Origin of the sequence: Alkalihalophilus sp. As8PL, assembly GCF_040939795.1 — a bacterium.
Taxonomy (GTDB): Bacteria; Bacillota; Bacilli; order Bacillales; family Bacillaceae_D; genus Alkalihalophilus; species Alkalihalophilus lindianensis.
In genome coordinates, this window is sequence record NZ_CP162551.1 from 2,899,491 (window position 1) to 2,923,667 (window position 24,177).

A 24,177-nucleotide genomic window follows, 5' to 3' on the forward strand; every position below is an offset into this window, starting at 1 on the left:
TAAACCAGCGGCCAAAACATATCGATCACTCCTCCCTAATAAACGCGTAGGTACTAGTGCGTACAAAAGGCAGGTCTCCTGACTCGAGTTCATCGCTAACTTATTCCTTCCCATTCTTCATTGCCTATTAAAACAATATTGAATAGTGGTACATCATAAGTAGCTCACTCTTACAGTGGCGCGACCGTGTCGGCTTTTAACCGAACTTCCCTTTTAAGGCTTGGACATTTAATCCAAACCACCTTTTGCATGAACTTATAAAATTTTAAATAGATAAAATACTTAGACTATATCCTAACTCACTTTTTTTTATTAAGCAAGAATTTTGTTGGAGACTATTCTACATAAGTGAAACTATGAATTACTTCACTAAAGTCAAACTACATTAAAGGGTTTAATCATGTACCCGTTTACGCTAAAAGGTATACCTTTTTAACAGTGGTTTACAAAACCTTTACACAGCAATCATACCTACTTAATATTACCCATCTATACTAGCAATTGTGAGAGGGAGAACCACTTACGCTACTATTTTTCCTACAGAAAAGGGAGGACAATTCAGTGAAGAAGTTTTTAATGCTCTTAGTAATGTCAGCACTTATGGTAATTGTTGCAGCATGTGGTGGAGGATCTGATGAACCAGCACAAACAGATAACACTGGTTCAGAGGATGCAACAGGAGACAATGCAGCGGAAGCATCAGAGGAACTAGGTGGCAGCGTAGTCGTTGATGGGTCAGGTACAGTTTATCCATTAATGTCAGTCGTTGCTGAAGAATACATGATCCGTGAACAACCTAATGTATCAGTTGAAGTAAGTCGTTCTGGTACAAGTGCTGGTTTTGGTAAATTCTTAGTTCCAAATGGTACTGATTTCAATGATGCATCACGTGAAATTAAAGATGAGGAATTAGAAGAAGCAGAAGCTAATGGAATTGACGTTCAAGAATTTAAAGTAGCATTAGATGGTCTTACATTCGTCATTCACCCAGAAAATGATTGGGCTACAGAGTTAACGGAAGAAGAGTTAATCAGTATTTTCAGTGCTGATGGTGGCGTAACAAAGTGGTCTGATATTCGTCCTGAATTTCCAGATGAAGAAATTAAGCCAATGGGTCCAAATGAAAACCACGGAACATATGAGTTCTTCTATGAGGAGATTCTTGATAAAGGTGATTTAGTAGATGGCGTTAACTTACAGCAAGAATACTCAACTCTAGTAAACCTAGTGTCTGAAGATAAAAATGCCATTGCATTCTTTGGTTTTGGATACTATGTAAATAATACAGATCAAATTCAAGCAGTAAACGTAGACTTCGGTGAAGGTCCAGTAGAACCATCACTTGACACAATTGCTGAAGACGGAGATTATGCTCCGTTTACTCGTCCAGTATTCACGTACTTAAATGTGGATATGGCAAAAGAAAAGCCACAAGTTTTAGACTTTGCTAGATTCGTTGTAAACAATGTTAATGAATTTGCTGGTGAGACTGGATTCGCTCCATTACCAGATAATGAAATTGAAGAATACAACAGTGTTTTAGATGGTCTAAGCGAATAGACTAGTTGAAATGTGTAGGATGGGGGCTTATGAAGTTCTCATCCTATTACATGTAAAAGTATTTGGTTACAAGCCAGAAGGGGTGCCACATGCGATGGATGTAAACAGCGATATGAATAAGGGGAACGCTGTTAATGTAAGAGAAATGATCGAGCAAAAAAAGAGTTCAAGAAATGTCAATAATTTGATTGAAAAAGTAATGCCAAAACTCCTTTTTGTAATTGCCAGCATTTCAATCCTTACAACAGTGGGAATTTTATATACGTTATTGAGTGAAACGTTCGAGTTTTTCCAAAGAGTTCCGATTATTGATTTCTTTACTGGAACAGTGTTAAGACCATTAAGTCAAGATCCACAATTTGGCGTTCTACCTTTATTAACAGGAACCATTATCTCATCAGTTATCGCCATGTTTGTCGCGATTCCGATTGGTCTTATGACTGCTATCTTTTTAAGTGAATATGCTTCAGATAAAGTTAGAAGAACACTAAAGCCTATGCTAGAAATTTTAGCTGGGATTCCAACAATCGTTTACGGTTTTTTTGCTTTTACATTTGTTACACCAATTTTGAGGGAGATTATTCCAGGACTTCAAGCAACGAATATTTTAAGTCCAGGAATTGTTATGGGAATTATGATTATCCCAATGGTAGCATCTTTATCAGAGGATGCGATGAGTTCTGTACCACGTGCGATGCGCGAAGGTGCCCTTGCTTTAGGAGCGACGAGGCTTGAGGTGACAGGTAAGGTAGTTATTCCTGCTGCAATCTCTGGTATTATTGCTTCATTTGTTCTTGGTATATCACGTGCAATTGGTGAAACGATGATTGTTACCATTGCTAGTGGTAGTACTAAAAACTTCACTTTTGACATTACTCAATCTATGCAGACAATGACTGCATACATTGTTGAGGTAACTGGAGGAGATGCTCCTGCCGGTTCGACTATATATTACAGTTTATATGCTGTAGCGATGACACTATTTGTATTTACTTTTTTAATGAATCTACTAGCAAGATATATCTCTCGTCGCTTTAGGGAGGAATATTAATATGAATATCAGTACAGATACGAGTACGAATACAAAATACATTAATCAAGATGTTGTGGAAAAACGAATGAATACGAGACTACTAAAAAATAAAATAGCAAAAGGCATTTTCTTTGCTTCCACGATGTTTGGATTAGTTGTTCTAGCAATATTAATTTTCAGAGTTTTTTCTCAGGGAATCAGCTGGATTAACCTTGACTTTCTAACAGGAAGATTATCAAATAATCCCGACCGTGCAGGAATTATGGGCGCTATATTAGGTACGTTATGGTTGATGGTAGTTGTAGCACCCGTAACGATGCTCTTAGGGGTGGGTACAGCAATCTATCTTGAAACCTATGCCAAAAAGGGGCGTGTTCACTCCTTTATCCAAGCTAATATTTCTAATTTAGCCGGAGTTCCTTCAATCGTATTTGGAATTTTAGGTTTAACGATTTTTGTTCGAGCACTTGATTTAGGAGGGGTTGTTCTTGCTGGGGGCTTAACGATGGCACTTCTCGTTCTTCCAATTGTGGTCGTAGCAAGTCAAGAAGCGATACGAGCAGTACCAAATCATCTAAGTGAAGCATCGTATGGGATGGGTGCAACAAAATGGCAAACAATTAAAAATGTGATATTGCCAGCAGCTCTACCTGGTATTTTAACTGGTGCCATTCTTTCATTATCGCGGGCAATTGGGGAAACTGCACCATTAGTCGTAATCGGAATACCAGCATTATTAATTCCATTCCCGGGAAGCATCATGGACCGTTTTACGATTTTACCAGTTCAAATCTATTACTGGACAATCGATGCAGCATTGGTAGCTGAATATGCTAATCTTGCAGCTGCAACGATCATTGTTCTACTGATTGTTCTATTCATATTAAATTCAACAGCGATTATTATACGTAATAAATTTCAACAAAGGTATTAATTTAAGGGGGTAACATTGATGGGGATGTTAACAGCAAAAGAAAAGGTGAAGGTAGAACTTCAATCTGAATCTAAAGTAGAAACCGTTCCTGCTCGTGATAAGATCGTATATGACACAAAAAATCTAAACTTATGGTACGGCAAAGATCACGCTTTAAAAAATATTAATCTCTCAGTTTATGAAAAAGAAGTCACAGCTATTATCGGACCTTCAGGTTGCGGGAAATCTACTTATATTAAAACTTTAAATCGAATGGTGCAGCTTATTCCTATTGTTAAAATATCTGGAGATATAGAGTACCGTGGCCGCAATATTTTAGATAAAGCATATAAAGTAGAAGACTTACGTACTCGTGTAGGGATGGTTTTCCAAAAGCCTAATCCTTTTCCTAAGTCGATCTATGACAATGTTGCATATGGTCCAAGAATTCATGGTATTCGTAATAAAAAAGTATTAGATGAAATTGTTGAAAAGAGTTTACGTGGGGCAGCGATATGGGATGAAGTGAAAGATCGTCTTACTGAAAACGCCTATGGCCTATCAGGTGGACAGCAACAACGTTTATGTATTGCTAGGTGCTTAGCAATCGAACCTGATGTGATTTTAATGGATGAGCCAACATCAGCACTTGATCCTAAATCGACATTAAAAGTTGAAGAATTAATTCAAGAATTAAAGAAAAATTACTCAATCGTAATTGTCACTCATAACATGCAACAGGCAGCACGTATTTCTGATCGAACGGCTTTCTTCCTAAATGGGGAAGTTGTGGAATACGATAAAACGGATACGATTTTCTCTAATCCATCTGATAAGCGTACTGAAGATTACATTACAGGTCGATTTGGTTAAGGGGGCGGTGTAGGATAATGTCTATAAGAACGTTTCACTCTCAACTTGATTATGTAAAGCAAGAACTACTAACAATGGGTGGTCAAGTAATAGAAGTTATTGAACGAATGAATGAATCATTTGAAGAAAATGAGAAATCAGTGATGGAAGAAATCATTAAGGATGATTCCCTTATTAATCAATTAGAACTTGATATGCATGATAAAGTCACACTTTTAATCTCAAAACAGCAACCAGTTGCTACAGATTTACGAAAATTAATTGTGGCATTAAAAATTTCAAGTGATTTAGAACGTGTAGCTGATCTAGTAGTAGATATTGCAAAGCAATCGATCCGCTTAAAAAATGAAAATCTTATTGAATATAAGGAAAAATTAAAATCAATGTTTGTAATTGCAGAAGATATGGTGAGAAATTCATTAGAAGCTTATCGGCAATCAGACATCCTTATGGCTCAAAAAATTGCTCTCACTGATGATAAAGTGGATACTCTATACGGAGATATCATTCGTGAATTATTTAAAATTGATGCTAGTGAAGTAGAGGTCGATCAAATTACACAACTAGCCTTTATTGGACGCTATATTGAACGGATTGCAGATTATGCAACTAATATTTCTGAATGGGTTGTCTATGAAGTAAACGGAAAACATTTTGATTTGAACTAACAATGAAAATCATATTGAGGAGCCTGTGCCATTGCGCAGGCTTTTTCATGTGCAAAAAATATGGCGATTTATCGATTAAAAGTTTGCACATGCAATATAGTTTGCATCGATTAAGGTGACAAGCCTATTGTCAGCGCTTACTTTAATAAGATTCATAATTGGCACAGTTTTTGCAATATACATATAGTGACTAGAATTGAAGGAGTGGTTAAACATGTCAGTACCTTACAAACACGAACCATTTACAGATTTTACAGTGGAAACAAATCGTAGAGAATTTGAAGCCGCATTAAAAACGGTGGAAGCGGAATTAGGCCAAGATTACCCTCTACGTATTGGTGGGGAGCTTGTTTACACAGATGATAAGATCACATCAGAAAACCCGGCACGTAAGGAACAAGTGGTAGGTAAAGTATCAAAAGCGACAAAAGATCACGCTGAACAAGCGATGCAAGCTGCATTAACAGCATTTGAGGATTGGAAGCGTTGGGATCCTGAAGCACGTGCTGAGATTTTATTTAGAGCAGCGGCTATCGTTCGCCGTCGCAAACATGAATTCTCTGCATATCTTGTATATGAAGCAGGTAAGCCATGGAATGAGGCAGATGCTGATACAGCAGAAGCGATTGATTTCCTTGAGTATTATGGACGTCAAATGATTGAGCTTAAAAATGGAGTACCTGTATTAAGTCGTGATGGTGAGAAGAACCAATACGGATACATTCCATTAGGAGTAGCTGTTGTTATTTCACCATGGAACTTTGCTTTTGCCATTATGGCAGGTACAACAGTTGCGGCAGCAGTTACAGGGAATACGGTCCTACTAAAGCCAGCTAGTACAACCCCTGTTGTGGCAGCTAAATTTATAGAAGTGCTTGAGGAAGCTGGAATGCCAGCTGGTGTCATTAACTATATTCCAGGTAGCGGTTCTGAAATTGGTGATTATTTAGTAGACCATCCACGTACACGTATGATTAGTTTCACAGGTTCACGTGAAGTGGGAGAACGTATTTATGAGCGTGCAGCAAAGGTAAACAAAGGACAATATTGGCTAAAACGTGTTGTTGCTGAAATGGGTGGAAAAGACACCATTGTTGTTGATAAAGAGGCAGATCTTGAGCTTGCAGCTAAATCAATTGTCGCTTCAGCATTTGGGTTCTCTGGTCAAAAATGTTCAGCTTGTTCTCGTGCAGTTATTGTGGAAGATGTGTACGACGAGGTTCTTGAAAAAGCAATTGTTCTAACAAAAGAATTAAAAGTCGGAGAAACCATTAACGACACAAATATGGGTCCGGTAAATGACCAAGCAGCATTTGATAAGATTATGAACTACATTGAAATTGGTAAGGAAGAAGGACGCATTGTAGCTGGTGGAACAGGCGATTCGTCTAAGGGATACTTCATTCAACCGACGATTGTAGCAGACGTGGCTTCAGATGCTAGACTTATGCAAGAAGAGATCTTCGGACCAGTTGTTGCTTTCTCAAAAGCAAAAGATTTTGATGAAGCTTTAGCGATTGCAAATAACACAGAATACGGATTAACAGGAGCTGTTATTTCTCGTAACCGCAAGAACGTAGAGAAAGCCAAAACGGACTTCCATGTAGGGAATATGTACATTAACCGTGGATGTACAGGAGCGATAGTTGGGTATCACCCATTTGGTGGATTTAACATGTCAGGGACCGATTCCAAAGCGGGCGGACCGGATTACTTACAACTATTCTTACAAGCAAAGACGATTTCTGAGTCTTTATAACCCTAAATAAAAAAGTGGGGCTGGGACATATCTAAGAGGTTTAACTCAAGATACGAACGAAGCGCTAAATTAGCGGGTGAAATATACGTAGACTCCTGTGGGATGAAAAGCAGAGGTGGGACCCCCCAGTGTGTAGCACGAGGAGGCACACCAGCTTCCCGTGGAAAGCGAAGTATATTTCAGGAGCGGTCTACATAGACCGCATCAGTAATGTTCGATTTTCCATAAGTTAAAATACTTTTGTCCCAGCCTCCTTCTACCTTATGAATAATGAGAATGGAGATGTGGTTAGCATGGTACTTAAACCCATGTTTCTGTATTTGTCAAAAAATAAAGTGCTCAATCGTGGTGCAAAGCGCTGGGGATTAAAGATGGGTGCTAAGCAAGTTGTAGCGGGTGTGACAATTGGTGATGCGATGAGAACAGTGAGTGAACTTAATGAGAAAGGTCTAGTAGCAACTGTTGATCATTTAGGAGAGTTCATTACGTCTCGAGAGGAAGCCATTGAATCAACCAATTACTGCATTGAAACATTGAAAGCGATTTCAAAAACAGGAGTTACTTGCAATTTATCTTTAAAATTAACTCAACTAGGATTGGATGTCGAACGAGATCTTTGCTACAAAAACATGCGTAAGATTGTCGGAACGGCATTTGAATTAGGAAATTTTGTTCGAATTGATATGGAGGATTATGCCCATTGTCAACAGACGCTTGATATTTTAGCTGACTTGCGTCAAGAGTTTCCGAATTCTGTAGGAACCGTCATTCAAGCTTATCTGTACCGAGCAGCAGAAGATGTCAGTGATCTTCAAGGTGTGAATTTAAGACTTGTGAAAGGTGCTTACAAGGAGCCTAGTGAGGTTGCTTTTCAAGATAAGAAAGATGTTGACGATAATTATCTTTCCATCATTAAACAGCACTTAAAAAGTGGCAGTTATACAGCTATTGCAACCCATGATCATATGATTATTGATAAGGTAAAATCATTTTGCGAAGAAGAAGGGATTGCGAAATCTCAATTTGAATTTCAGATGCTATACGGCTTCCGAAAAGAACTTCAACAACAGATTGCCAAAGAAGGATATACGATGCGGGTGTATGTACCATATGGAACTGATTGGTATGGTTACTTCATGCGCCGTCTTGCTGAAAGGCCTCAAAATGTAAGCTTTGCGATTAGAGGATTATTATCTAAATAAGGAGCGACTTTTGCCGCTCCTATCTAATCTTACTTAATCACTAGTAGACATTTTCTTTAATCTGTATTGTAGATTTTGTCTACTAATTCCAAGTGCTTTAGCAGCTTGAGAGACATTTCCATTATGCACCGTTAAGGCTTGTTTAATGTAATAGGTCTCTACTTCAGCTAGGTGTTCTTTTAGTGGTTTGTGAAGAAAAGTTTCTTTTGTTTCTTTATCATTTGATAAGGAAGCAGGAGAGTCGGGTTGAGTGGTGAGGCGCCTTCTCATGTGCATTGGAAGATGGTACAACTCCATTTGTCGCTCAGAAGTCATAATGTTCATTGCTGACTCGATAACATGTTCAAGCTCACGAACATTACCAGGCCACTCATATTGCTCGAATAATTCAAGGACATCAGCTGAAATCCATTCAACATGCATTTGAAACCTTCTATTAAATGTATTTAAGAAATGTTCAACAAGGATTGGGATATCACCGTACCGGTCGCGTAGAGGTGGGATGTAAAGTGAAACCACACCAAGACGATAGAACAAATCTTTGCGCAGGCGACCATTTGCTACAGCTTCAAATGGATCTTCATTCATGGTAGAGATGATTCGAACATCTACTGCTGTATCTTTAGTATCACCAACTCGACGAATCGTTTTCTCTTGAATCGCTCGTAAAAGTTTTGCTTGAAGCGCTGGATTTAAGGAGTTGATTTCATCAAGAAGTAAGGTGCCTCCAGTAGCTTGCTCAAATAAGCCTGGATGCTCTAAAGCTCCTGTGAAAGCTCCTTTTTTTGTTCCGAATAAGATCCCTTCAACAAGATTATCAGGAAGGGCAGCACAGTTTTGGGAAATGAATGGACCACCAGCCCGTTCACTACTATTATGAATACTTTGAGCGAAAATTTCTTTCCCAGTACCGGTTTCACCAGTTAATAAAACAGATGAATTGGTTCTCGTCGCTCGTTCCGCTTCATGAATAATTTGAGTAATAGCTTCACTTTGCCCAATAATTTGTCCAAACGTATAACGGGTTTGACCTGGTTTTTGCAGGTTGTCTTTCAGTAATTTTTCAAGACGAGTAATGTCTTTTGAAAGCTCGAAGGCACCTACAATCTCACCATCTTCATTTCTAATTGGATGGGTATCATTAATGGCAGTAATAGGGAACCCTTTATTGTTGTAATATTGCTGTTTAATATTGTGTGAATGCTTTCCTTTTTTTAAAGCTTGAAGCAATGTACTGGTTTGCTCTTCTTTAAAGAGGAAGACATCTAACAAATTCTTATGTAATACCTCATTAGATGGCATAGATTCAATTTCAGTCATTTTCTTGTTGTAGATAACTGTTTCGCCCTCAGCGTTCACAATATGGACGCCGACATCAACCGTATCTAACACTTGTGTAAGCATAGCAATGGTTTGTTCTAGTTGCTTGGAACTGACATTATTCATGATGCACCTCCTACTAACTCAAGTATAGAAAAGGTTTGGCAAAAGTGCAAAAAAATTTGCAGAAAATGCAAACTTTTTATGAGGCCAGTGAGAATTAGTCTGTACATATGTAGGATTTTAATAATCTATAAATTGGCATTAATCTTGCATTGTATTCATTAGTAAGTAATGAGAGGAGAGTTTTACAATGACACAAACAACAACTATTATTGAAAAAACAGAACAGTTCGGAGCCAAAAATTATCATCCACTACCAATCGTTATCTCAAAGGCTGAAGGTGTATGGGTGGAAGATCCTGAAGGGAATCGCTACATCGATATGTTAAGTGCTTATTCAGCCGTGAACCAAGGGCATCGTCACCCGAAGATTATTCAGGCATTAAAGGATCAAGCAGATCGAATTACGCTTACTTCACGTGCTTTCCACAATGATCAGCTAGCACCATTTTATGAAAAAGTAGCAGGGCTCACGAAGAAAGATATGGTTTTACCAATGAATACAGGGGCAGAAGCAGTTGAAACAGCTGTAAAAACAGCTCGTCGTTGGGCTTATGATGTAAAAGGTGTAGCTGACAACCAAGCTGAGATTATTGTTTGTGAAGATAACTTCCATGGACGTACGATGACCGCAGTTTCTTTATCTTCAAGTAACGCATATAAACGCGGGTTTGGACCAATGTTACCAGGAATTAAAATCATTCCTTATGGCGATGCGAAGGCACTAAGGGAAGCTATTACTCCTAACACAGCTGCCTTTCTAGTAGAGCCAATTCAAGGTGAAGCAGGCATTATTATTCCACCTGCCGGGTTCTTAAAGGAAGTGCGCGATATTTGTACTGAAAATAATGTTTTATTTATTGCTGATGAAATTCAATCAGGGCTTGCTAGGTCTGGGAAACTATTTGCATGTGATTGGGAAGAAGTTGAACCAGATATGTACATTCTAGGAAAGGCATTAGGCGGTGGTGTGATGCCGATCTCTGTTGTCGCTGCAAATCGTGATGTATTAGGTGTATTTGAACCAGGTTCTCATGGATCGACATTTGGTGGGAACCCACTTGCTTGTGCTACTTCGATTGCTGCACTTGAAGTGATTGAAGAAGAAGAATTAGTAAAGCGATCTCATGATTTAGGAGAGTACTTAATGGAAGAGCTCCGTAAGATCCCTCATGCGGATATTAAAGAAATTCGTGGCCGTGGGTTGTTTATTGGAATTGAACTGCATGTGCCAGCACGTCAGTATTGTGAACAATTAAAAGAGCTTGGGTTGCTTTGTAAAGAGACCCATGAAAATGTGATTCGTCTTGCACCACCACTTGTGATTTCAAAAGAAGACCTAGATTATGCTCTATCAAAGATTAAAGAAGTGTTTGCATAAGCAAGTCAAATAATAGGGTGAGTGTAGCACTCACCCTACATAACACTTACATAATGATTGCTTGATTATAGGAAAAGGGGCGTTTCAAATGAATGAATTAAAAGTTGGAGTAATTGGAGTGCCGATGGATTTAGGACAAAATCGTCGAGGCGTGGATATGGGACCGAGTGCGATCCGCTATGCAGGACTCATTAGTCGACTTGAGGCTCTAGGGCATGAGGTGAAGGATTTTGGTGATATTAGGATAGAAAGACGGTCTGATCAACAAGTCTCAGCCGGATTAAAAAATCTCACACAAGTCATTCATGCTAATGACCTTTTGCGTCAGCAAGTAGAATCGATTGAAGCAGAAGGGTATTTCCCACTTGTATTGGGAGGAGACCATAGCATTGCGATTGGAACCCTTGCTGGAGTAACGAAAGAACGGAAGCAGCTTGGTGTCATTTGGTACGATGCACATGGAGATTTAAATACGGGGGATACTTCTCCTTCTGGTAATATTCATGGTATGCCACTTGCGGTTAGCCTAGGTTTAGGAGATGAGTCGCTTACTTCTATCGGTGGATTTGCACCGAAAATTAAACCAGAACATATTGTCATTGTTGGCGCACGCTCGCTTGATGATGGGGAAAAGAAATTAATTAAAGAAAAAGGGATTAAAATTTTCACGATGCATGAGATTGATCGCCTTGGGATGACAAAAGTGATGGAGCAAGCGATTGAGCATGTAAGTGCAGGTACAGACGGTGTTCATTTAAGCTTAGATTTAGATGGACTGGACCCAAATGATGCACCAGGAGTTGGTACGCCTGTATTAGGTGGAATTTCATATAGAGAGAGCCACCTTGCAATGGAAATGTTAGCTGAAGCAGGCATTCTAACATCGACTGAGTTTGTAGAGGTGAATCCTATATTAGATGAACGCAATAAAACGGCAGAAGTGGCAGTCGCACTAATGGGATCCCTTTTTGGAGAAAAATTATTATAGAACCTAAAAGAGAGTGATTTTGCTCTCTTTTTGTGCTTGTGGGAGAAGTTGTGGCGATTAACCAAACATTCATCTGTTTTTTCGCTAATGCTTTTTCATTCTCTTGTTTTTAGATTATAATGGGACTGAGTGAATGAGGAAAAGAGGTGAATAGATTGTACAATATTTTTTACCAATCTCATATTGGTTCTTGGGCCATCCTTGTGCTACTTTTCTTTGTTGGTTATTTCTTATTGAAAGCTGGTAAAGCAAAAGGTGCAAAGATCGTACATATGGTTCTCCGTTTGTTCTATATTATTATGCTTGTATCAGGAATTGGAATGCTTGTTACACTTGGCTTCCCGCTTATGTATCTAGTCAAAGGGGCGTTAGCATTCTTCCTTATCTATGCAATGGAAATGATCCTTGTTCGCACGAAAAAGGGTACACTAGGTCAACAAGCAACCCTATACTGGGCTATTATGATTGTTACGCTCGTATTAGTTGTTTTACTTGGTTACGGAGTTATTTCCTTCTAACGAAAAAGCACGCAGTCGATTAATAGACTGTGTGCTTTTTTGTGATTTCTGGATAGTCCCTACAAATTTGCTGAATCAGCTTATCGATCGTACCGATGCATTGGGTCACTTCAGGCAAGTGGTAGAAAGTACTTGTAGTTTCAATCTCATTCACTTTTTCATTGCTTGAATATAAGTAAATATTCTTTTTTAAACTTATTGCCATTCCAAGTTCAACGTGTGTGCCTTTCCCTCCAGGCAGTAAGATAACAACAAAATCAGCTTCACCTACTCCATCTCTTTCCTTCATACCAATCGCTTTTAAATCTTCCATCGATTTGGCTCTACCGTTTGTTGTCCAATCGTACGTATGAATGAATCCTGCCCTCACCAGTTGCTCGCTGACTTTCTGTACGGTTTTACTATTACTAAAACTAGATGCTATGTAGAACTTCATTGATTGCCTCCTTACACCATTTTTCTATTATTCTACCATGCAAATTCCTTTTGGATGCTACACCCTTTCGAAGGGTAGATGGTACACTATTAGGTGAGACTAAGTAGGGAGTGTCGGCTAATGAATTGGATCCTAAAGACGTTTAATGATTTAACCATAGATGAATTATATGCACTGCTTCAATTACGGGTAGAAGTATTTGTGGTAGAACAAAACTGTCCTTATAAAGAAATTGATAATAACGATCAAGTAGCTGTTCACTTAATGGGTTATCAAAGTGGTTGTCTAATAGCGTATAGTCGACTGTTTAAACCCGGAGATTATTATGATGAAGCTTCAATTGGAAGGGTCATTGTCAAAAAAGACTTCCGGACATATGGGTATGGAGCTCAATTGATTGAGCAATCAATTAAACAATTAGAAGAGCTAGCTCCACATGCAACGATCAAAATTCAAGCACAGCACTATCTTCACCAATTTTATGAGTCATTTGGATTCCAACGCATTTCAGAAATTTATGAAGAAGATGGTATTCCCCATATTGATATGATTAAAACCTCAAATCAACTAGAAAAGGAAGTGAATACACCGCATGCAAATAGTTAACTATACGTCATTTCAAGATGTTGCAAATCAAAAACGCTTAAAAGAAGCATTGGACGTTCAACGTAACGAAGAGGGGCCAGTTTTCTATTTGCTGCCATCCAGTAGATGGCTACAAGAAGCCAGAAAGAAACAACCAGGTCTTCGTTATACCACCTTTGATGATTTAGCTACATACATAGTAAATGAAGCAGAAGAAGATGTGATTTATATAGGGGAACAAGAACGAACGCTTTTTTTTCAAAATATGTTAAAGCTTGATCCATTGTATCGTTCGTTCAATGAAAATCAAAGTAAAGTAAAAGGGCTAGCAGACACATATGGTCAACTTAAACGACTAGGCTTAGAACTAGAGCAAACCCCACAATCTTTAAAAGAGTTTATGTCTCTTTTTGCACAATATGAAGACCAAACTGTTAAAAATCAGAAAATGTATGACCCAGAAAACACTGTCTTAAAAGCTGTTTCGATTTTAAAAAACAAACAGACCACACTGTCGACTATTTATATAGATGGCTTTATTGATTTTAGCCCACTTCAATATATGTTACTAAAAGCGTTGGTAGAAGCAGGTTTAACAATCAATATCTACCTCCCATCAAGCCTTTCTCATCCAATCATTGAAGGTACACTCAAAGACTTAGAAGCTTTAGGTTTTGATACAAGCTTAGAAGAGGAAGTAGAGGGGGCCACAGATGTCGATGTGAATGTCTGGAGTGCTAGTACAACAGCAGAGGAATGGCGTGCAGTCCTTCAGGATATCCAGTTAGCGCCATATTCTTACGAAGAAATAGGTATAGTGCTAGTGGATGAACGAGAGGGTATGAAGCAGGTGGAGCAGTATGCAAAGATGTATGAAGTTCCATTAGAGAAATCTAAGAAACGTCCTTTAAGTAAATCCATTTCTATTCAACTTTTAATGATGACGATCACACAAGATTTCTCTCAAAAGAGTCGATTTGATCTTCTAGCGCTCATGGATAAGATGTTAGCTGTACAAGCAATTAAAGGGGTTGAATACGCGAAGGCAAAAGAAGCCTTTTTATCAACTGGAGATTTCATTCATAAAGGAATAGCAGAACTCTATGCAAGGATCCAGGAGGTCACCTGGCGTAAAACGTCCACTTTCTATCAGTATATTAAACAGGTTATCTCAGTGATCGGAGCATTACGGTTAGAGGAAGGTTGGGTAAAGGCTGCGGTATCCGAGGTGGATACTGAGCGTTTAAAAGATTATATCTTTGAACAACGTGCGCTTGAGAAGATCGAAGACATCCTTTCTGAATATGCAGAACAACTAGACTCAAAACAATTAACACTTCTTGAGATGTCACTAGATGTCTTTTCTGATTGGTTAAAAAAGGTAGGTGAACAAACAGAATTATTCATAGAGCGCGGTTCAAGAAGAGGGGTGGCCATCCATACTTGGCGTGACCTCGGTCTTTTTAAAGGCAAGCGTTTGTATGTGGTTGGGATGAATGAAGGAGCTTATCCTGCTATTCACAATTTAGGTGGCTATGTAACCGAAAAGGATTTGTATGAATTACCTATTGAAGGAGCTCTACCTACTCAAGAGCATTTTAGATCGAAGCAACAAGCTTACCTTGAACAAATTCTTTACTCTTCCGAGGAGGTCATCTTCTCTTATAAAAAAGGTCTAGATCCTAATCATCCGCTCCTTCCATCACCCTTTATCGAAGAGTGGTGTCAAAAAGGAGTAAAGGAGTATACATTTGAATCGAGAATGAAACAGCCAGTCAGTTTCACTGAAAATGACCAAGAAGAAAAAGTAGCATTTCATCTTGGTTTAGGAAAAGAAGTGCGTGATAAAGGTATATTGCTTGAGCGGTTAATGAATCGTCTGAAGCGACTTGAGACGGCAGAAGAACCAATTGATGTAGCCTATCAAGAAAGGTTGACAAAAGATATTGTAGCAGTCACTGAGTTAGAAAGTTATGCTAGATGTCCATTTCGTCATGGCTTAGAGCGTGTGCTCCACATTGAGGAAGCAAAACAAATGAAAGAACGTATTTCTCCGCTTGATATTGGTCAACTGGTGCATTCGATTATTGAAGAGGTCTATAAAGAGCTCAATCTAGTAGGTGTACCCTTTGGGGAGTGTCCTGAAGAATTGAAGAGTCAAGTTCCAATCCTTCTGAGAGAGAAATTTGAAGTCTTATGGGGAGAGATCGAGGCTGCCTCACTAGAAATTTCGAGACTAGATTTAATGTTAGCGAAAGAAAACTGGTGGCGAAAGTTAAATCGGTGGTGGCAAGCAGAAAGGAAGCACTTTTGGGATAACCCTCAATTAGCTGCAATGAAAATTCATGCTTTGGAATCCTCAGTTAGATTAGAACTTGAAATAGAGGGAAATAAAATCCTCACGTTGACTGGGAAAGTCGATCGTGTAGATGTCGATGATTCCGGCTTTGCGATTTATGATTACAAGACAGGGTTTGCTCAAGTGAAGTTAGAAGAAGAGGTGCGAAGTGGCCTTAAGCTTCAATTACCTCTTTATGCTAGAGCAATGAGAGCGGGTTTAACAACTGCTGAGAATGAAATGAGGGCTCATGGTGCTTCCTATATTTCTTTGCGGGAACCAGAAAAAAGAGCAGGTAACGGAATTTGGCATTCAGAACATATTGGTAAAGGATCTAGATTTCTCGTTCATCATTCTTGTAAAAATAAAGAAGATGATCTTGGGGGAGATCTGTTTATGGATACGTATGAATTGAAAGAGAAGGTTGGTCAATTATGGAAGGGAACACAAAGCGAATTTCCAGTTAGACCACTTGATTGTTCAAGTCATTGTCCCTATCGATCAGTCTGTCGAGTAACAGAAGACCAAAAGGAGGGACTATAGGAAAATGGATTTTAATGATGCTCAAAAACGGGCGATTGAAAATGAGCAGTCTTTAGTCGTTATCTCTGCAGGAGCAGGTTCTGGTAAGACACGGGTTCTCACAGAGCGTATGATGTATCTGTTAGAAAAGAACTATCTGGATCAGGAGTCGTCACTAGGTGCAACGATAGAAGAGATTGCAGCGATTACATTTACAGAAAAAGCTGCTCGTGAAATGAAAGATCGTGTCCGTAAGAGACTTTTCGAAAAGGTGGATGAATCTGAGACAGCACATGAAGCTACCTATTGGAGCGAACAAAAAGAGTTAGTTGAAAGGGCACATATCTCGACCTTTCATAGCTTTTGCCAACAATTATTAGGCCAATATGCAATAGCTGCTAAGTTGCCACCTAAAATTCGTATTATAGATGATCTCGAATCAAGGCAACTAAAGAGAGATGTATTGAAAAAACAGCTCCAAGATGTCGAATTCACAGCCGTGGCAAAAGAGTTTTTTCATTATATGAGTAAAGATCAATTGATTGTCACAATAGAAGAGATTCACGCGGCTGTTTCAGAGTTAGTAGTAGGAGAAGATGCGATTCTAGAACTACAGCCTGAAGATATGTTACGTGCTCAAGTGGAAGCACTCGTAAAGAAACAACAGGAAAAAGTACAAGCTTTTCATCAAGTGGCAACTCAGCTTATACAGGAGTTGCCGAGTGGTGAAGGCTTAACAAAAGCTCAATTTGCTCACGTAGAGAGATTACAAGAGGCATTTGCAGCTCCAATGTCCACTGAATCACCTAATGATTATATCAAGTGGTTGCAAGAGGTTATGCCAAAGCGTACGGATAAAAAATGGCAAGACACTCTCCCTTCACTGTTCCAATTATTTGAAGGATACTGGAAGCCTCTTAAGGAAGAATGGAAATTATTTGGCGGTGACGTTGTGGTTGAGGAGAAAGCAGCTCATTTACTTAACCAATTGATGTATCTGCTAGGTAAGTTTCATCTTTTTTATAAAAAAGAAAAAAACTATAGAGGTGTAGTAGATTTTAGCGATCTTCAACAAAAGGCCGTTTCCTTACTTTCCAATTCAACTATTCAAAAAGCCGTACAGAAGCAATTTAGACATATGCTAGTTGATGAGTTTCAAGATACCAATCGATTGCAGCTAGAAATGCTCAATCAAATTCAGCCTCATTATCGATTTATTGTAGGGGATACGAAGCAATCCATTTATCGCTTCCGTGGTGCAAATGTACGGTTGATGAATGAGCTAGAAGCGGTTGCTAAAGAACAAGAGCATGCAGATGCTATAGATATGAATATCAATTATCGTACGTGCAAACCGATTATAGAAGGAGTCAATGCCCTCTTTGCTAGTGCGATGACAGATGAAATTACTGAAAGCTATCAAACTCGCTATACTGCACTAGATGCACACAGGCAGTCGGAAATAAGTGACCAAAAGCAAATTGAACTTCTTGTCCTACAAAAAGAAGAGGAAGAAGTAGATTCCTATGATCAATTAGCCAACCGAATAACCGAAATCATTCATACAAAACAACCTAGAGTGTTTAACGAAGGGTCTTGGCGGGCTCCGGACTTTAAAGACATCGCCGTCTTGATCCCTGCAAGAACAGAACTCTTGCAGTTAGAAAGGGCATTTTTAAAGAAAAAGGTTCCATATACCGTTTATGGTGGAGTGGGATTTTATGATCGTCAAGAAGTGGTCGATATCATTACGTTTCTAAAGTGGTTAAATAGACCGTTTGAAGATGTTTATTTACTTTCGATATTAAGAAGTCCTTTAATTGGTCTTACAATGAACGACTTCTTAACAATTTCCGAACAAAAAGAAACCGTTCAAAGTTTTGCTGATTATATCTACAACTGGTCAGAGCAAGATTGGGATGCCCCTATTCAGATTGCTGAAGCACTTCGTAAAATCAAAACATGGTTAGAGCGATGGGTCCCGTTTACTTGGCAAGAATCATGTGCATTAACGCTTAACGAATTAATTATTGAAACAGGATTTTTAAATAGTTTACTCCTACAATCAAACGGTCTTCAAAAGGTGAAAAACGTAGAAAAGGTGATTCAACTAATTGAGCAATCGATGTCTAATAGCTTGGAAGAGGTCGTTGAGCTTATTGATGAGAGAATTGAATTAAGTGATAAAGAAGGAGAAGCAGAAATGGAAAGAACAGAGGGCGATGCTGTTCATATCATGACCGTGCATGCTTCAAAAGGGTTAGAGTTTCCAATTGTTTGTGTACCTCAACTGGAGCGACCTGTACGTGGGGATAAAGGCTCTGTTCGTTTCCATCATCAACTTGGAATTGTGATGAGTCTTGAAGAAGAGGGAGATAATCTAAATACGAAGCCAGAAAAGCAAGTGACACCAGGCTATGATTTGGTTAAGGATGAAGCAAGCAAGGAGGCAGAAGAAGAAGCTAAACGTCTTTTTTATGTCGCAGCCACAAGAGCTAAAGACTATTTAGTCATGATTGGTGAGCAGCCGGGAGCAAAAAAATCATGGTTACATCTTATAGAGGATGCTAAGGCGGAAGGGGAGCTTGAACATTATCTTATTGAGGTAGATGGTGTTTCTGAGCAGCAACCATATAGCCCTTCTATAGAGCACTATACAAAAGCGCCTCTTCATCCAAGAAAAAATGTACCTGTACCTCTTTCTGTTTCTGAAATTATGACGTTTATCCATGATCCTAAAGAGTATTATGAGAATTATGTATTAGGCATGAACCGATTAAAATGGAGAGCAGAAGGAAGTGAGAGTATAGGGAAGGAAGAGAGAAAGCTAGATCCTACAGTAGTGGGGACGATCGTACACAAAGCTTGTGAATTAAGAGATCATGGTTTCTCCTCTAGCGATGCGATTAATGAAGCTCTTTTGCAAATAGAGGATCTTCCTAATACATCGCTATATCAACAAGAGGTTGAGGGATTAATGGATATGTATAGCGAGGCACAGCAGGAAGAACTAGGGACACCTGTAGCGAATGAATGGTCGTTTGCTGTTGAGCTGTTCGGGGCAGAGGTGATCGGTGAGATTGATAAAGTGGTTCATAGAGATGGAGTGCTGCACCTAATAGACTTTAAAACGAACCGGATCAAGAACTCTGGACAAGAATGGCTCGAAGTCTATGATATTCAATTATACTTGTATAAGATGGCTTATGAAAAAGTAACAGGCGATAAGATCACTTCCATGTCGTTGTATGTATTACGTGATAAAGCCCAACCTTTGCATACGATTGTTGCAGACAAAACGAGAGAATTATACATTGTAAAAATGATTGAAAGGCTTGTTTATTTGCGTCAGTCGAATGCAAATCTTGAAGAATACGTATCTTTAGATTTTTAAATAATGAGTAAAGCGGACAACCTATTAGGGTATGTCCGCTTTTATATGGTTAAACAATTCTTTTTCTGATCATCGCACTTAATGTATCGATGATCGTAACGACGACGACAATCACAAGTAAAATCATCCCTACTTCATCCCAATTACGGTTTTGCGTAGCGATTGTGATGAGAGTTCCGATTCCTCCAGCACCAATAATCCCTAAAATAGTAGACGCTCGTACATCAATTTCAAAACGATAAATAGCATAGGATAAAAATTCAGGAATAATCTGTGGAATGATTCCATAGAAGAGAACCTGTAATTTATTTGCCCCATTTGCCTCTAAAGCTTCAACAACGTTCATGTCAATCGATTCTATTACTTCACAATACAATTTCCCTAGCATCCCAATTGATCCAATCGCAATGGCTAGAACACCTGCAAATGGAGCTGGACCAATGGCTGCTACGAACATTAAAGCAAGTACGAGTTCAGGAAACGCACGAATCGCATCCAAAGCCCATTTTGAAAAAGTGTTTAAAGCTTTACTTTTCACCATATTACTAGCCGCAAAAAAGCCAAAAGGAATGGCAAGAATCGCTGCAAGTAAAGTTCCTGTATAAGCCATCTGTAATGTCTGCCACATCAGAGCCATTACTTTTCCAAATGCTGACCAATCTGGTGAGAAAAGTTGAGGAATAACTCGTCCGAAATTATCGATTGATCGTTCACTGAACACTCGACTCCATCTAATGTCAATGCCAATAAATGTCCAAAGGTATAAGGCGATAATAGCTGCAGCAATGACACTATATTGTATCCATTGTTTCGTTGTTCTTTTTTTATTTAACGATAATTTTTGTTCCATTAGACGAGTCTCTCCCTTATTTTATTACTGATGTAATCAATAATTACCACAGCAATAAAGATGATGATGATAATCGTCATGACACGAGGGTAGTTAAAGAAACTAACTTGCTGTTGTAAGAGCAAGCCAATTCCTCCGGCTCCAACGAATCCAAGTACAACGGATGCACGAACATTTACTTCAAATACATATAAGCCAAACGAGACAAACTGCGGGAGAACTTGTGGCAAGACGGCATACCAAATGACTTGAAGAGTATTACCGCCTGAAGCACGAATTGCTTCTAATGGGTTTAAGTCTATTGATTCAATCGTTTCATACATCAGCTTAGCTAAAATCCCCAAAGAGAAAATAAATAATGCCATAATACCAGGGAATACTCCAACGCCAAAAATCCCAACAAAAATCACAGCAAGTAAGATATCTGGAATGGTGCGTAAGACGTTCATCATAAAGCGAACAGGTTGGTGAATCCATTTATTAGGGAATAGATTTGCCGCTGATAAAAGAAAGATAGGAACACTACAAATCGCAGCAAAAGTAGTTGCAATAATAGCCATTTGAATCGTTTCAGCTAAGTACTCCCAAACTTGTGGTGCATAACTCCAGTTTGGCGGGAAAAGATCTTTAGCAACTCTTTCAAATCCTGACCAACCGTCAATAAAGTCAAATAAAGATGACTCTGTGGCAATGGAAGTATAAATATAGATTCCAATAATAGCGATTAAAATTAAGGACATCTGACGCTTAGCTTTTTTTGAATAGAGTTCTACTTTTAGGGAGTTATTCATCATCTTGACCCCCTACAAGGTCATCCTCTCGAATTTTTCTTCCATAAATTTCTTCAAATGTTTCTTCTGATACTTTGCTTGCAGGTCCGTCATATACCACTTCCCCTGCGCGCATGCCAATAATTCGATCAGCATATTCCATTGCCATATCGATAAAGTGTAAATTAACAATGGTCGTAATATTGTCTTCTTGATTTACTTTACGAAGGTAGGTCATTACTTGATGAGAGGTGGGTGGGTCAAGACTTGCTACTGGCTCATCGGCTAATATAATCTTAGGCTGTTGTGTAAGAACGCGAGCAATTGCTACACGTTGCTGTTGGCCTCCACTAAGTTGATCTGCACGTTGGTGCATTTTCTCAGCAATATTGACCCGCTCAAGACTACGGTGGGCAAGTGCCAAGTCTTCTTGTGAATACATATTTAATAAACTTTTGATTGTACCTGTATGACCGAGTCGGCCAGAGATCACATTTTTCATTACCGTTGAACGTTTTACGAGATTGTAGTTTTGAAAGATCATCCCAACTTTTGTACGAAGATCACGGAGCTTTCGTTGATTAAATGCAAGGATATTATCATCATCAATCAACAATTCGCCTTCTGTAGGAGTGACAAGACGATTCATGCTACGGATAAGAGTGGATTTACCTGCACCAGATAATCCAACAATGACAACAAACTCGCCTTCATTGATTTTAAGATTAATATTTTTTAAGCCTTGTGTACCGTTCGGATAGACAAGGGAAGTCTGTTTGAATTCAATCATGGTAGTACCCCTTCCTAATGTAAAGCTAGCAAATAAAAGAAGGAGGAGAATATCTTCTCCTCCTGACATTCTGTACGACTAGTCTAATGAAATCGTTCCATCATCTTTGAACTTTTCATAAGTGCTACGAACAACATCGTAATCTTCATCAGACGCTTCGTCGATTCCAGTCCAGTTATAAACTTCATCCATAATAGTTAACATTTCTTCGTCATCATTAAATGCTAGAAATGCTGCGCGAATATCTTCAATGAAAGAAGCTGGTAGGTTCGTATTTGCGCTAATTGTGTCATTTGGAATATCTGCTGTGAAATCTAATTGAACTAACTCATCCATCGCTTCAGGGTAGTCACCTTCAATGGCCGTACGAGCATCTTCAAATGTAGTTGAAACATCTGCATCACCTTCAAGCACCATGATTAAAGCATTATCATGAGATCCAGCTTGAATCATGTCAGAGAAAAAGTCTTCAACAGCATCAACACCGTAATCATCCATTAATTGTGCTGCTGGGAAAAGGTATCCGCTTGTAGAAACGTTGTCTGGGAACGCCCATACTTTCCCTTCAAGGTCTTCAATCGATTCAATTCCTGAATCTGCTCTAACAGTGTATTGAGCGCGGTATGTTGATGAACCGTGACGTACAGACTTTAAAATGGCTTCTACATTATCATAACGTTCAGTTGCTAGAACATATCCAAAAGCTGGAATGAATCCGATATGTACACGATCATTCCCCATGGCTTCAACAAGTGCTGTGTAGTTTGTCATAACTTGACCTGTTACAGGAATACCAAGTTCTTCTGAAAGACGATCAGCTAATGGAGCTACTGTATCAGCAATCTTATCTGAATCTTGTGATGGAACAAAGCCCATAATTAATTCATCGGGAAGATCTTCACTTGCTTCAGCTGATTCTTCTCCGCTATCATCAGTTGGTTCTGAGTCAGGTTTTACCGTTGTTTCTTCATCACTTGCTCCACATGCAACAAGCGCAATCGCTAGCATGAGCATGAGTAAAACCGTAAATAGCTTCTTCATTCGTTTCCCCACCTTGTAGTTTATGTCCGTACAAAAATCAGTATAACCTAACAAAATCAAGGAATCTACAAAATTTTCTACTCTTTTACATAATGTTTAAGAATTATCTGTTTGTTTACAAACTTAATGGAATATTTACAAGAGAAACATTACATTTAGCAAAATTGAAAACGGATCGTGTTATGATGAACAAATAATTTAAAGAATTTAAATGTAGAGGAGAGTTTAATTTGCTCAGTGGTTATAAGTTAGTCATCTTTGACTTAGACGGTACTTTATATGAAGGAACGGATCATTTCGACTATTATGCGGAACACCTAAAAAAGAAGGTTAGCCATAATAAACAATCAAACTTTCAACAGGATTATGAAGAAATGAAAACGGGCAATCATTCTGTGATGATAGGAAAAGCCTATGACATTAAGGAAGATCTCATCCTAACCATTGACCCTATGACACTTTCAGTTACAGAAGCATCTGAGTGGAATGGAGAAACTTTATCAATAGAGGAAGTAAAAAAGAAATACCAAGAGCAGCTATCATTTGATTTTGAAACGATGATTGCTATTGGTGATGGCTGGTGGTTGCCATTTGTTTGTGCGAAGCATTACGGAGTGGAAGATTGCTATAGCAGCTATGTTGCAACGAAAGAATATATGGTATCAGAATCGTTTCAGCTAAAGCCGTTGCCAGGTTTGAAAGAGGCACTTGTTGATCTTAAAACGCAGTCTACTATCGTCCTTGTGACAAATAGTGATGCAGATGATGTGAATCGTTTATTGAATGAGTTACAGTTAAGAGGCTTGTTTGATAAAGTGATTACTTCAGCTAAAAAACCAACTTACACTTCTAAACTCTTTACAGAACTGCTCGAGGAGTACCAAGCTTCTGCAGATGAAACCCTCTCGATTGGAGACAATTTTATAAATGATGTTGCACCAGCTGTTTTATTAGGAATGGACGGAGTTTATATACATACTGAAAATAATCAAGCAAAACTTCATAAGAATGTACAAATTGTTTCATCTGTTATGGACTGTTTTTCTAAGAGCTGACCTTCTAGGTTGGCTTTTTTTGATCACTATAAATCGTGGTATAATAGGGATTATAAAA

Annotated in this window: 20 protein-coding genes and 1 riboswitch; of the genes, 14 read left to right on the forward strand and 6 right to left on the reverse strand. The window is 38.7% G+C overall.

Annotated features, from left to right (window positions below; genetic code table 11):
- Positions 1-50 precede the first annotated feature (50 nt).
- Positions 51-261: riboswitch (cobalamin riboswitch) on the reverse strand.
- Positions 262-576: 315 nt separating this feature from the next.
- The 7 genes from AB3N04_RS16080 (at position 577) to AB3N04_RS16110 (ending at position 8,008) form a co-directional block, all read left to right on the forward strand.
- Complete coding sequence (locus AB3N04_RS16080) at positions 577-1,560, forward strand: PstS family phosphate ABC transporter substrate-binding protein (RefSeq protein WP_368506072.1); 984 nt, start codon at positions 577-579, stop codon at positions 1,558-1,560.
- Between the two features lie 94 nt (positions 1,561-1,654).
- Positions 1,655-2,611 (forward strand): phosphate ABC transporter permease subunit PstC, encoded by a 957-nt coding sequence (gene pstC, locus AB3N04_RS16085; RefSeq protein WP_368506073.1) that lies wholly within the window; start codon positions 1,655-1,657, stop codon positions 2,609-2,611.
- A gap of 1 nt (position 2,612) precedes the next feature.
- The gene (pstA, locus tag AB3N04_RS16090) at positions 2,613-3,527 is read left to right on the forward strand and encodes a phosphate ABC transporter permease PstA (protein ID WP_368503678.1); all 915 of its coding nucleotides are present in this window, start codon (positions 2,613-2,615) and stop codon (positions 3,525-3,527) included.
- An 18-nt stretch (positions 3,528-3,545) separates the two neighbouring features.
- Positions 3,546-4,379, forward strand: a complete 834-nt coding sequence (gene pstB / locus AB3N04_RS16095) for a phosphate ABC transporter ATP-binding protein PstB (RefSeq protein ID WP_368503679.1) — start codon at positions 3,546-3,548, stop codon at positions 4,377-4,379.
- A 17-nt stretch (positions 4,380-4,396) separates the two neighbouring features.
- On the forward strand, positions 4,397-5,047 hold the full coding sequence (gene phoU / locus AB3N04_RS16100) for a phosphate signaling complex protein PhoU (RefSeq protein WP_368503680.1): 651 nt from the start codon (positions 4,397-4,399) through the stop codon (positions 5,045-5,047).
- 214 nt (positions 5,048-5,261) lie between these two features.
- Positions 5,262-6,806, forward strand: a complete 1,545-nt coding sequence (gene pruA / locus AB3N04_RS16105) for an L-glutamate gamma-semialdehyde dehydrogenase (RefSeq protein WP_368503681.1) — start codon at positions 5,262-5,264, stop codon at positions 6,804-6,806.
- Positions 6,807-7,090: 284 nt separating this feature from the next.
- Positions 7,091-8,008 (forward strand): proline dehydrogenase family protein, encoded by a 918-nt coding sequence (locus AB3N04_RS16110; protein WP_368503682.1) that lies wholly within the window; start codon positions 7,091-7,093, stop codon positions 8,006-8,008.
- Between the two features lie 33 nt (positions 8,009-8,041).
- Here the strand turns inward: AB3N04_RS16110 and AB3N04_RS16115 are convergent, their stop codons facing one another.
- Positions 8,042-9,454, reverse strand: coding sequence for a sigma-54 interaction domain-containing protein (locus AB3N04_RS16115; RefSeq protein ID WP_368503683.1), 1,413 nt, complete (start codon positions 9,452-9,454; stop codon positions 8,042-8,044).
- Positions 9,455-9,641: 187 nt separating this feature from the next.
- Between AB3N04_RS16115 and AB3N04_RS16120 the strand changes: the two genes are divergently transcribed.
- From AB3N04_RS16120 to AB3N04_RS16130, 3 genes are all read left to right on the forward strand, one after another.
- Positions 9,642-10,832: an ornithine--oxo-acid transaminase gene (locus AB3N04_RS16120; protein WP_368503684.1), complete on the forward strand. Its 1,191-nt coding sequence runs from the start codon at positions 9,642-9,644 to the stop codon at positions 10,830-10,832.
- Positions 10,833-10,920: 88 nt separating this feature from the next.
- Positions 10,921-11,820: an arginase gene (rocF, locus tag AB3N04_RS16125; protein WP_368503685.1), complete on the forward strand. Its 900-nt coding sequence runs from the start codon at positions 10,921-10,923 to the stop codon at positions 11,818-11,820.
- Positions 11,821-11,966: 146 nt separating this feature from the next.
- Entirely contained in the window at positions 11,967-12,338 is a 372-nt protein-coding gene (locus AB3N04_RS16130) for a DUF1516 family protein (RefSeq protein WP_368503686.1), read from the forward strand.
- A 19-nt stretch (positions 12,339-12,357) separates the two neighbouring features.
- On the opposite strand, the gene AB3N04_RS16135 is transcribed toward AB3N04_RS16130, so the two are convergent.
- Entirely contained in the window at positions 12,358-12,774 is a 417-nt protein-coding gene (locus tag AB3N04_RS16135; protein WP_368503687.1) for a nucleoside 2-deoxyribosyltransferase, read from the reverse strand.
- Between the two features lie 120 nt (positions 12,775-12,894).
- Here AB3N04_RS16135 and AB3N04_RS16140 point away from each other — a divergent pair, with 120 nt between their 5' ends.
- The 3 genes from AB3N04_RS16140 to AB3N04_RS16150 are packed head-to-tail and all read left to right on the forward strand — an operon-like array spanning position 12,895 to position 19,613.
- The gene (locus AB3N04_RS16140; protein ID WP_368503688.1) at positions 12,895-13,380 is read left to right on the forward strand and encodes a GNAT family N-acetyltransferase; all 486 of its coding nucleotides are present in this window, start codon (positions 12,895-12,897) and stop codon (positions 13,378-13,380) included.
- Positions 13,367-16,240, forward strand: coding sequence for a PD-(D/E)XK nuclease family protein (locus tag AB3N04_RS16145; RefSeq protein WP_368503689.1), 2,874 nt, complete (start codon positions 13,367-13,369; stop codon positions 16,238-16,240). The genes AB3N04_RS16140 and AB3N04_RS16145 overlap by 14 nt, the downstream gene beginning before the upstream one ends.
- Before the next feature lie 4 nt (positions 16,241-16,244).
- Positions 16,245-19,613, forward strand: coding sequence for a UvrD-helicase domain-containing protein (locus tag AB3N04_RS16150; protein ID WP_368503690.1), 3,369 nt, complete (start codon positions 16,245-16,247; stop codon positions 19,611-19,613).
- A gap of 49 nt (positions 19,614-19,662) precedes the next feature.
- On the opposite strand, the gene phnE (AB3N04_RS16155) is transcribed toward AB3N04_RS16150, so the two are convergent.
- The 4 genes from phnE (AB3N04_RS16155) to AB3N04_RS16170 all read right to left on the reverse strand — a co-directional run bounded on the left by phnE (AB3N04_RS16155) (position 19,663) and on the right by AB3N04_RS16170 (position 23,064).
- Positions 19,663-20,463 (reverse strand): phosphonate ABC transporter, permease protein PhnE, encoded by an 801-nt coding sequence (gene phnE, locus AB3N04_RS16155; protein WP_368503691.1) that lies wholly within the window; start codon positions 20,461-20,463, stop codon positions 19,663-19,665.
- Complete coding sequence (phnE, locus tag AB3N04_RS16160) at positions 20,463-21,254, reverse strand: phosphonate ABC transporter, permease protein PhnE (protein WP_368506074.1); 792 nt, start codon at positions 21,252-21,254, stop codon at positions 20,463-20,465. Before phnE (AB3N04_RS16160) ends, phnE (AB3N04_RS16155) begins: the two co-directional genes overlap by 1 nt.
- Positions 21,247-22,023 carry a phosphonate ABC transporter ATP-binding protein gene (gene phnC, locus AB3N04_RS16165; RefSeq protein WP_368503692.1) on the reverse strand — a complete coding sequence of 259 codons (777 nt, stop codon included), beginning with the start codon at positions 22,021-22,023 and terminating at the stop codon, positions 21,247-21,249. The genes phnE (AB3N04_RS16160) and phnC overlap by 8 nt, the downstream gene beginning before the upstream one ends.
- Positions 22,024-22,101: 78 nt before the next feature.
- On the reverse strand, positions 22,102-23,064 hold the full coding sequence (locus tag AB3N04_RS16170) for a phosphate/phosphite/phosphonate ABC transporter substrate-binding protein (protein WP_368503693.1): 963 nt from the start codon (positions 23,062-23,064) through the stop codon (positions 22,102-22,104).
- Between the two features lie 230 nt (positions 23,065-23,294).
- On the opposite strand from AB3N04_RS16170, the gene AB3N04_RS16175 reads away from it, so the two are divergent.
- The gene (locus AB3N04_RS16175; protein ID WP_368503694.1) at positions 23,295-24,119 is read left to right on the forward strand and encodes an HAD family hydrolase; all 825 of its coding nucleotides are present in this window, start codon (positions 23,295-23,297) and stop codon (positions 24,117-24,119) included.
- Positions 24,120-24,177: the final 58 nt, after the last annotated feature.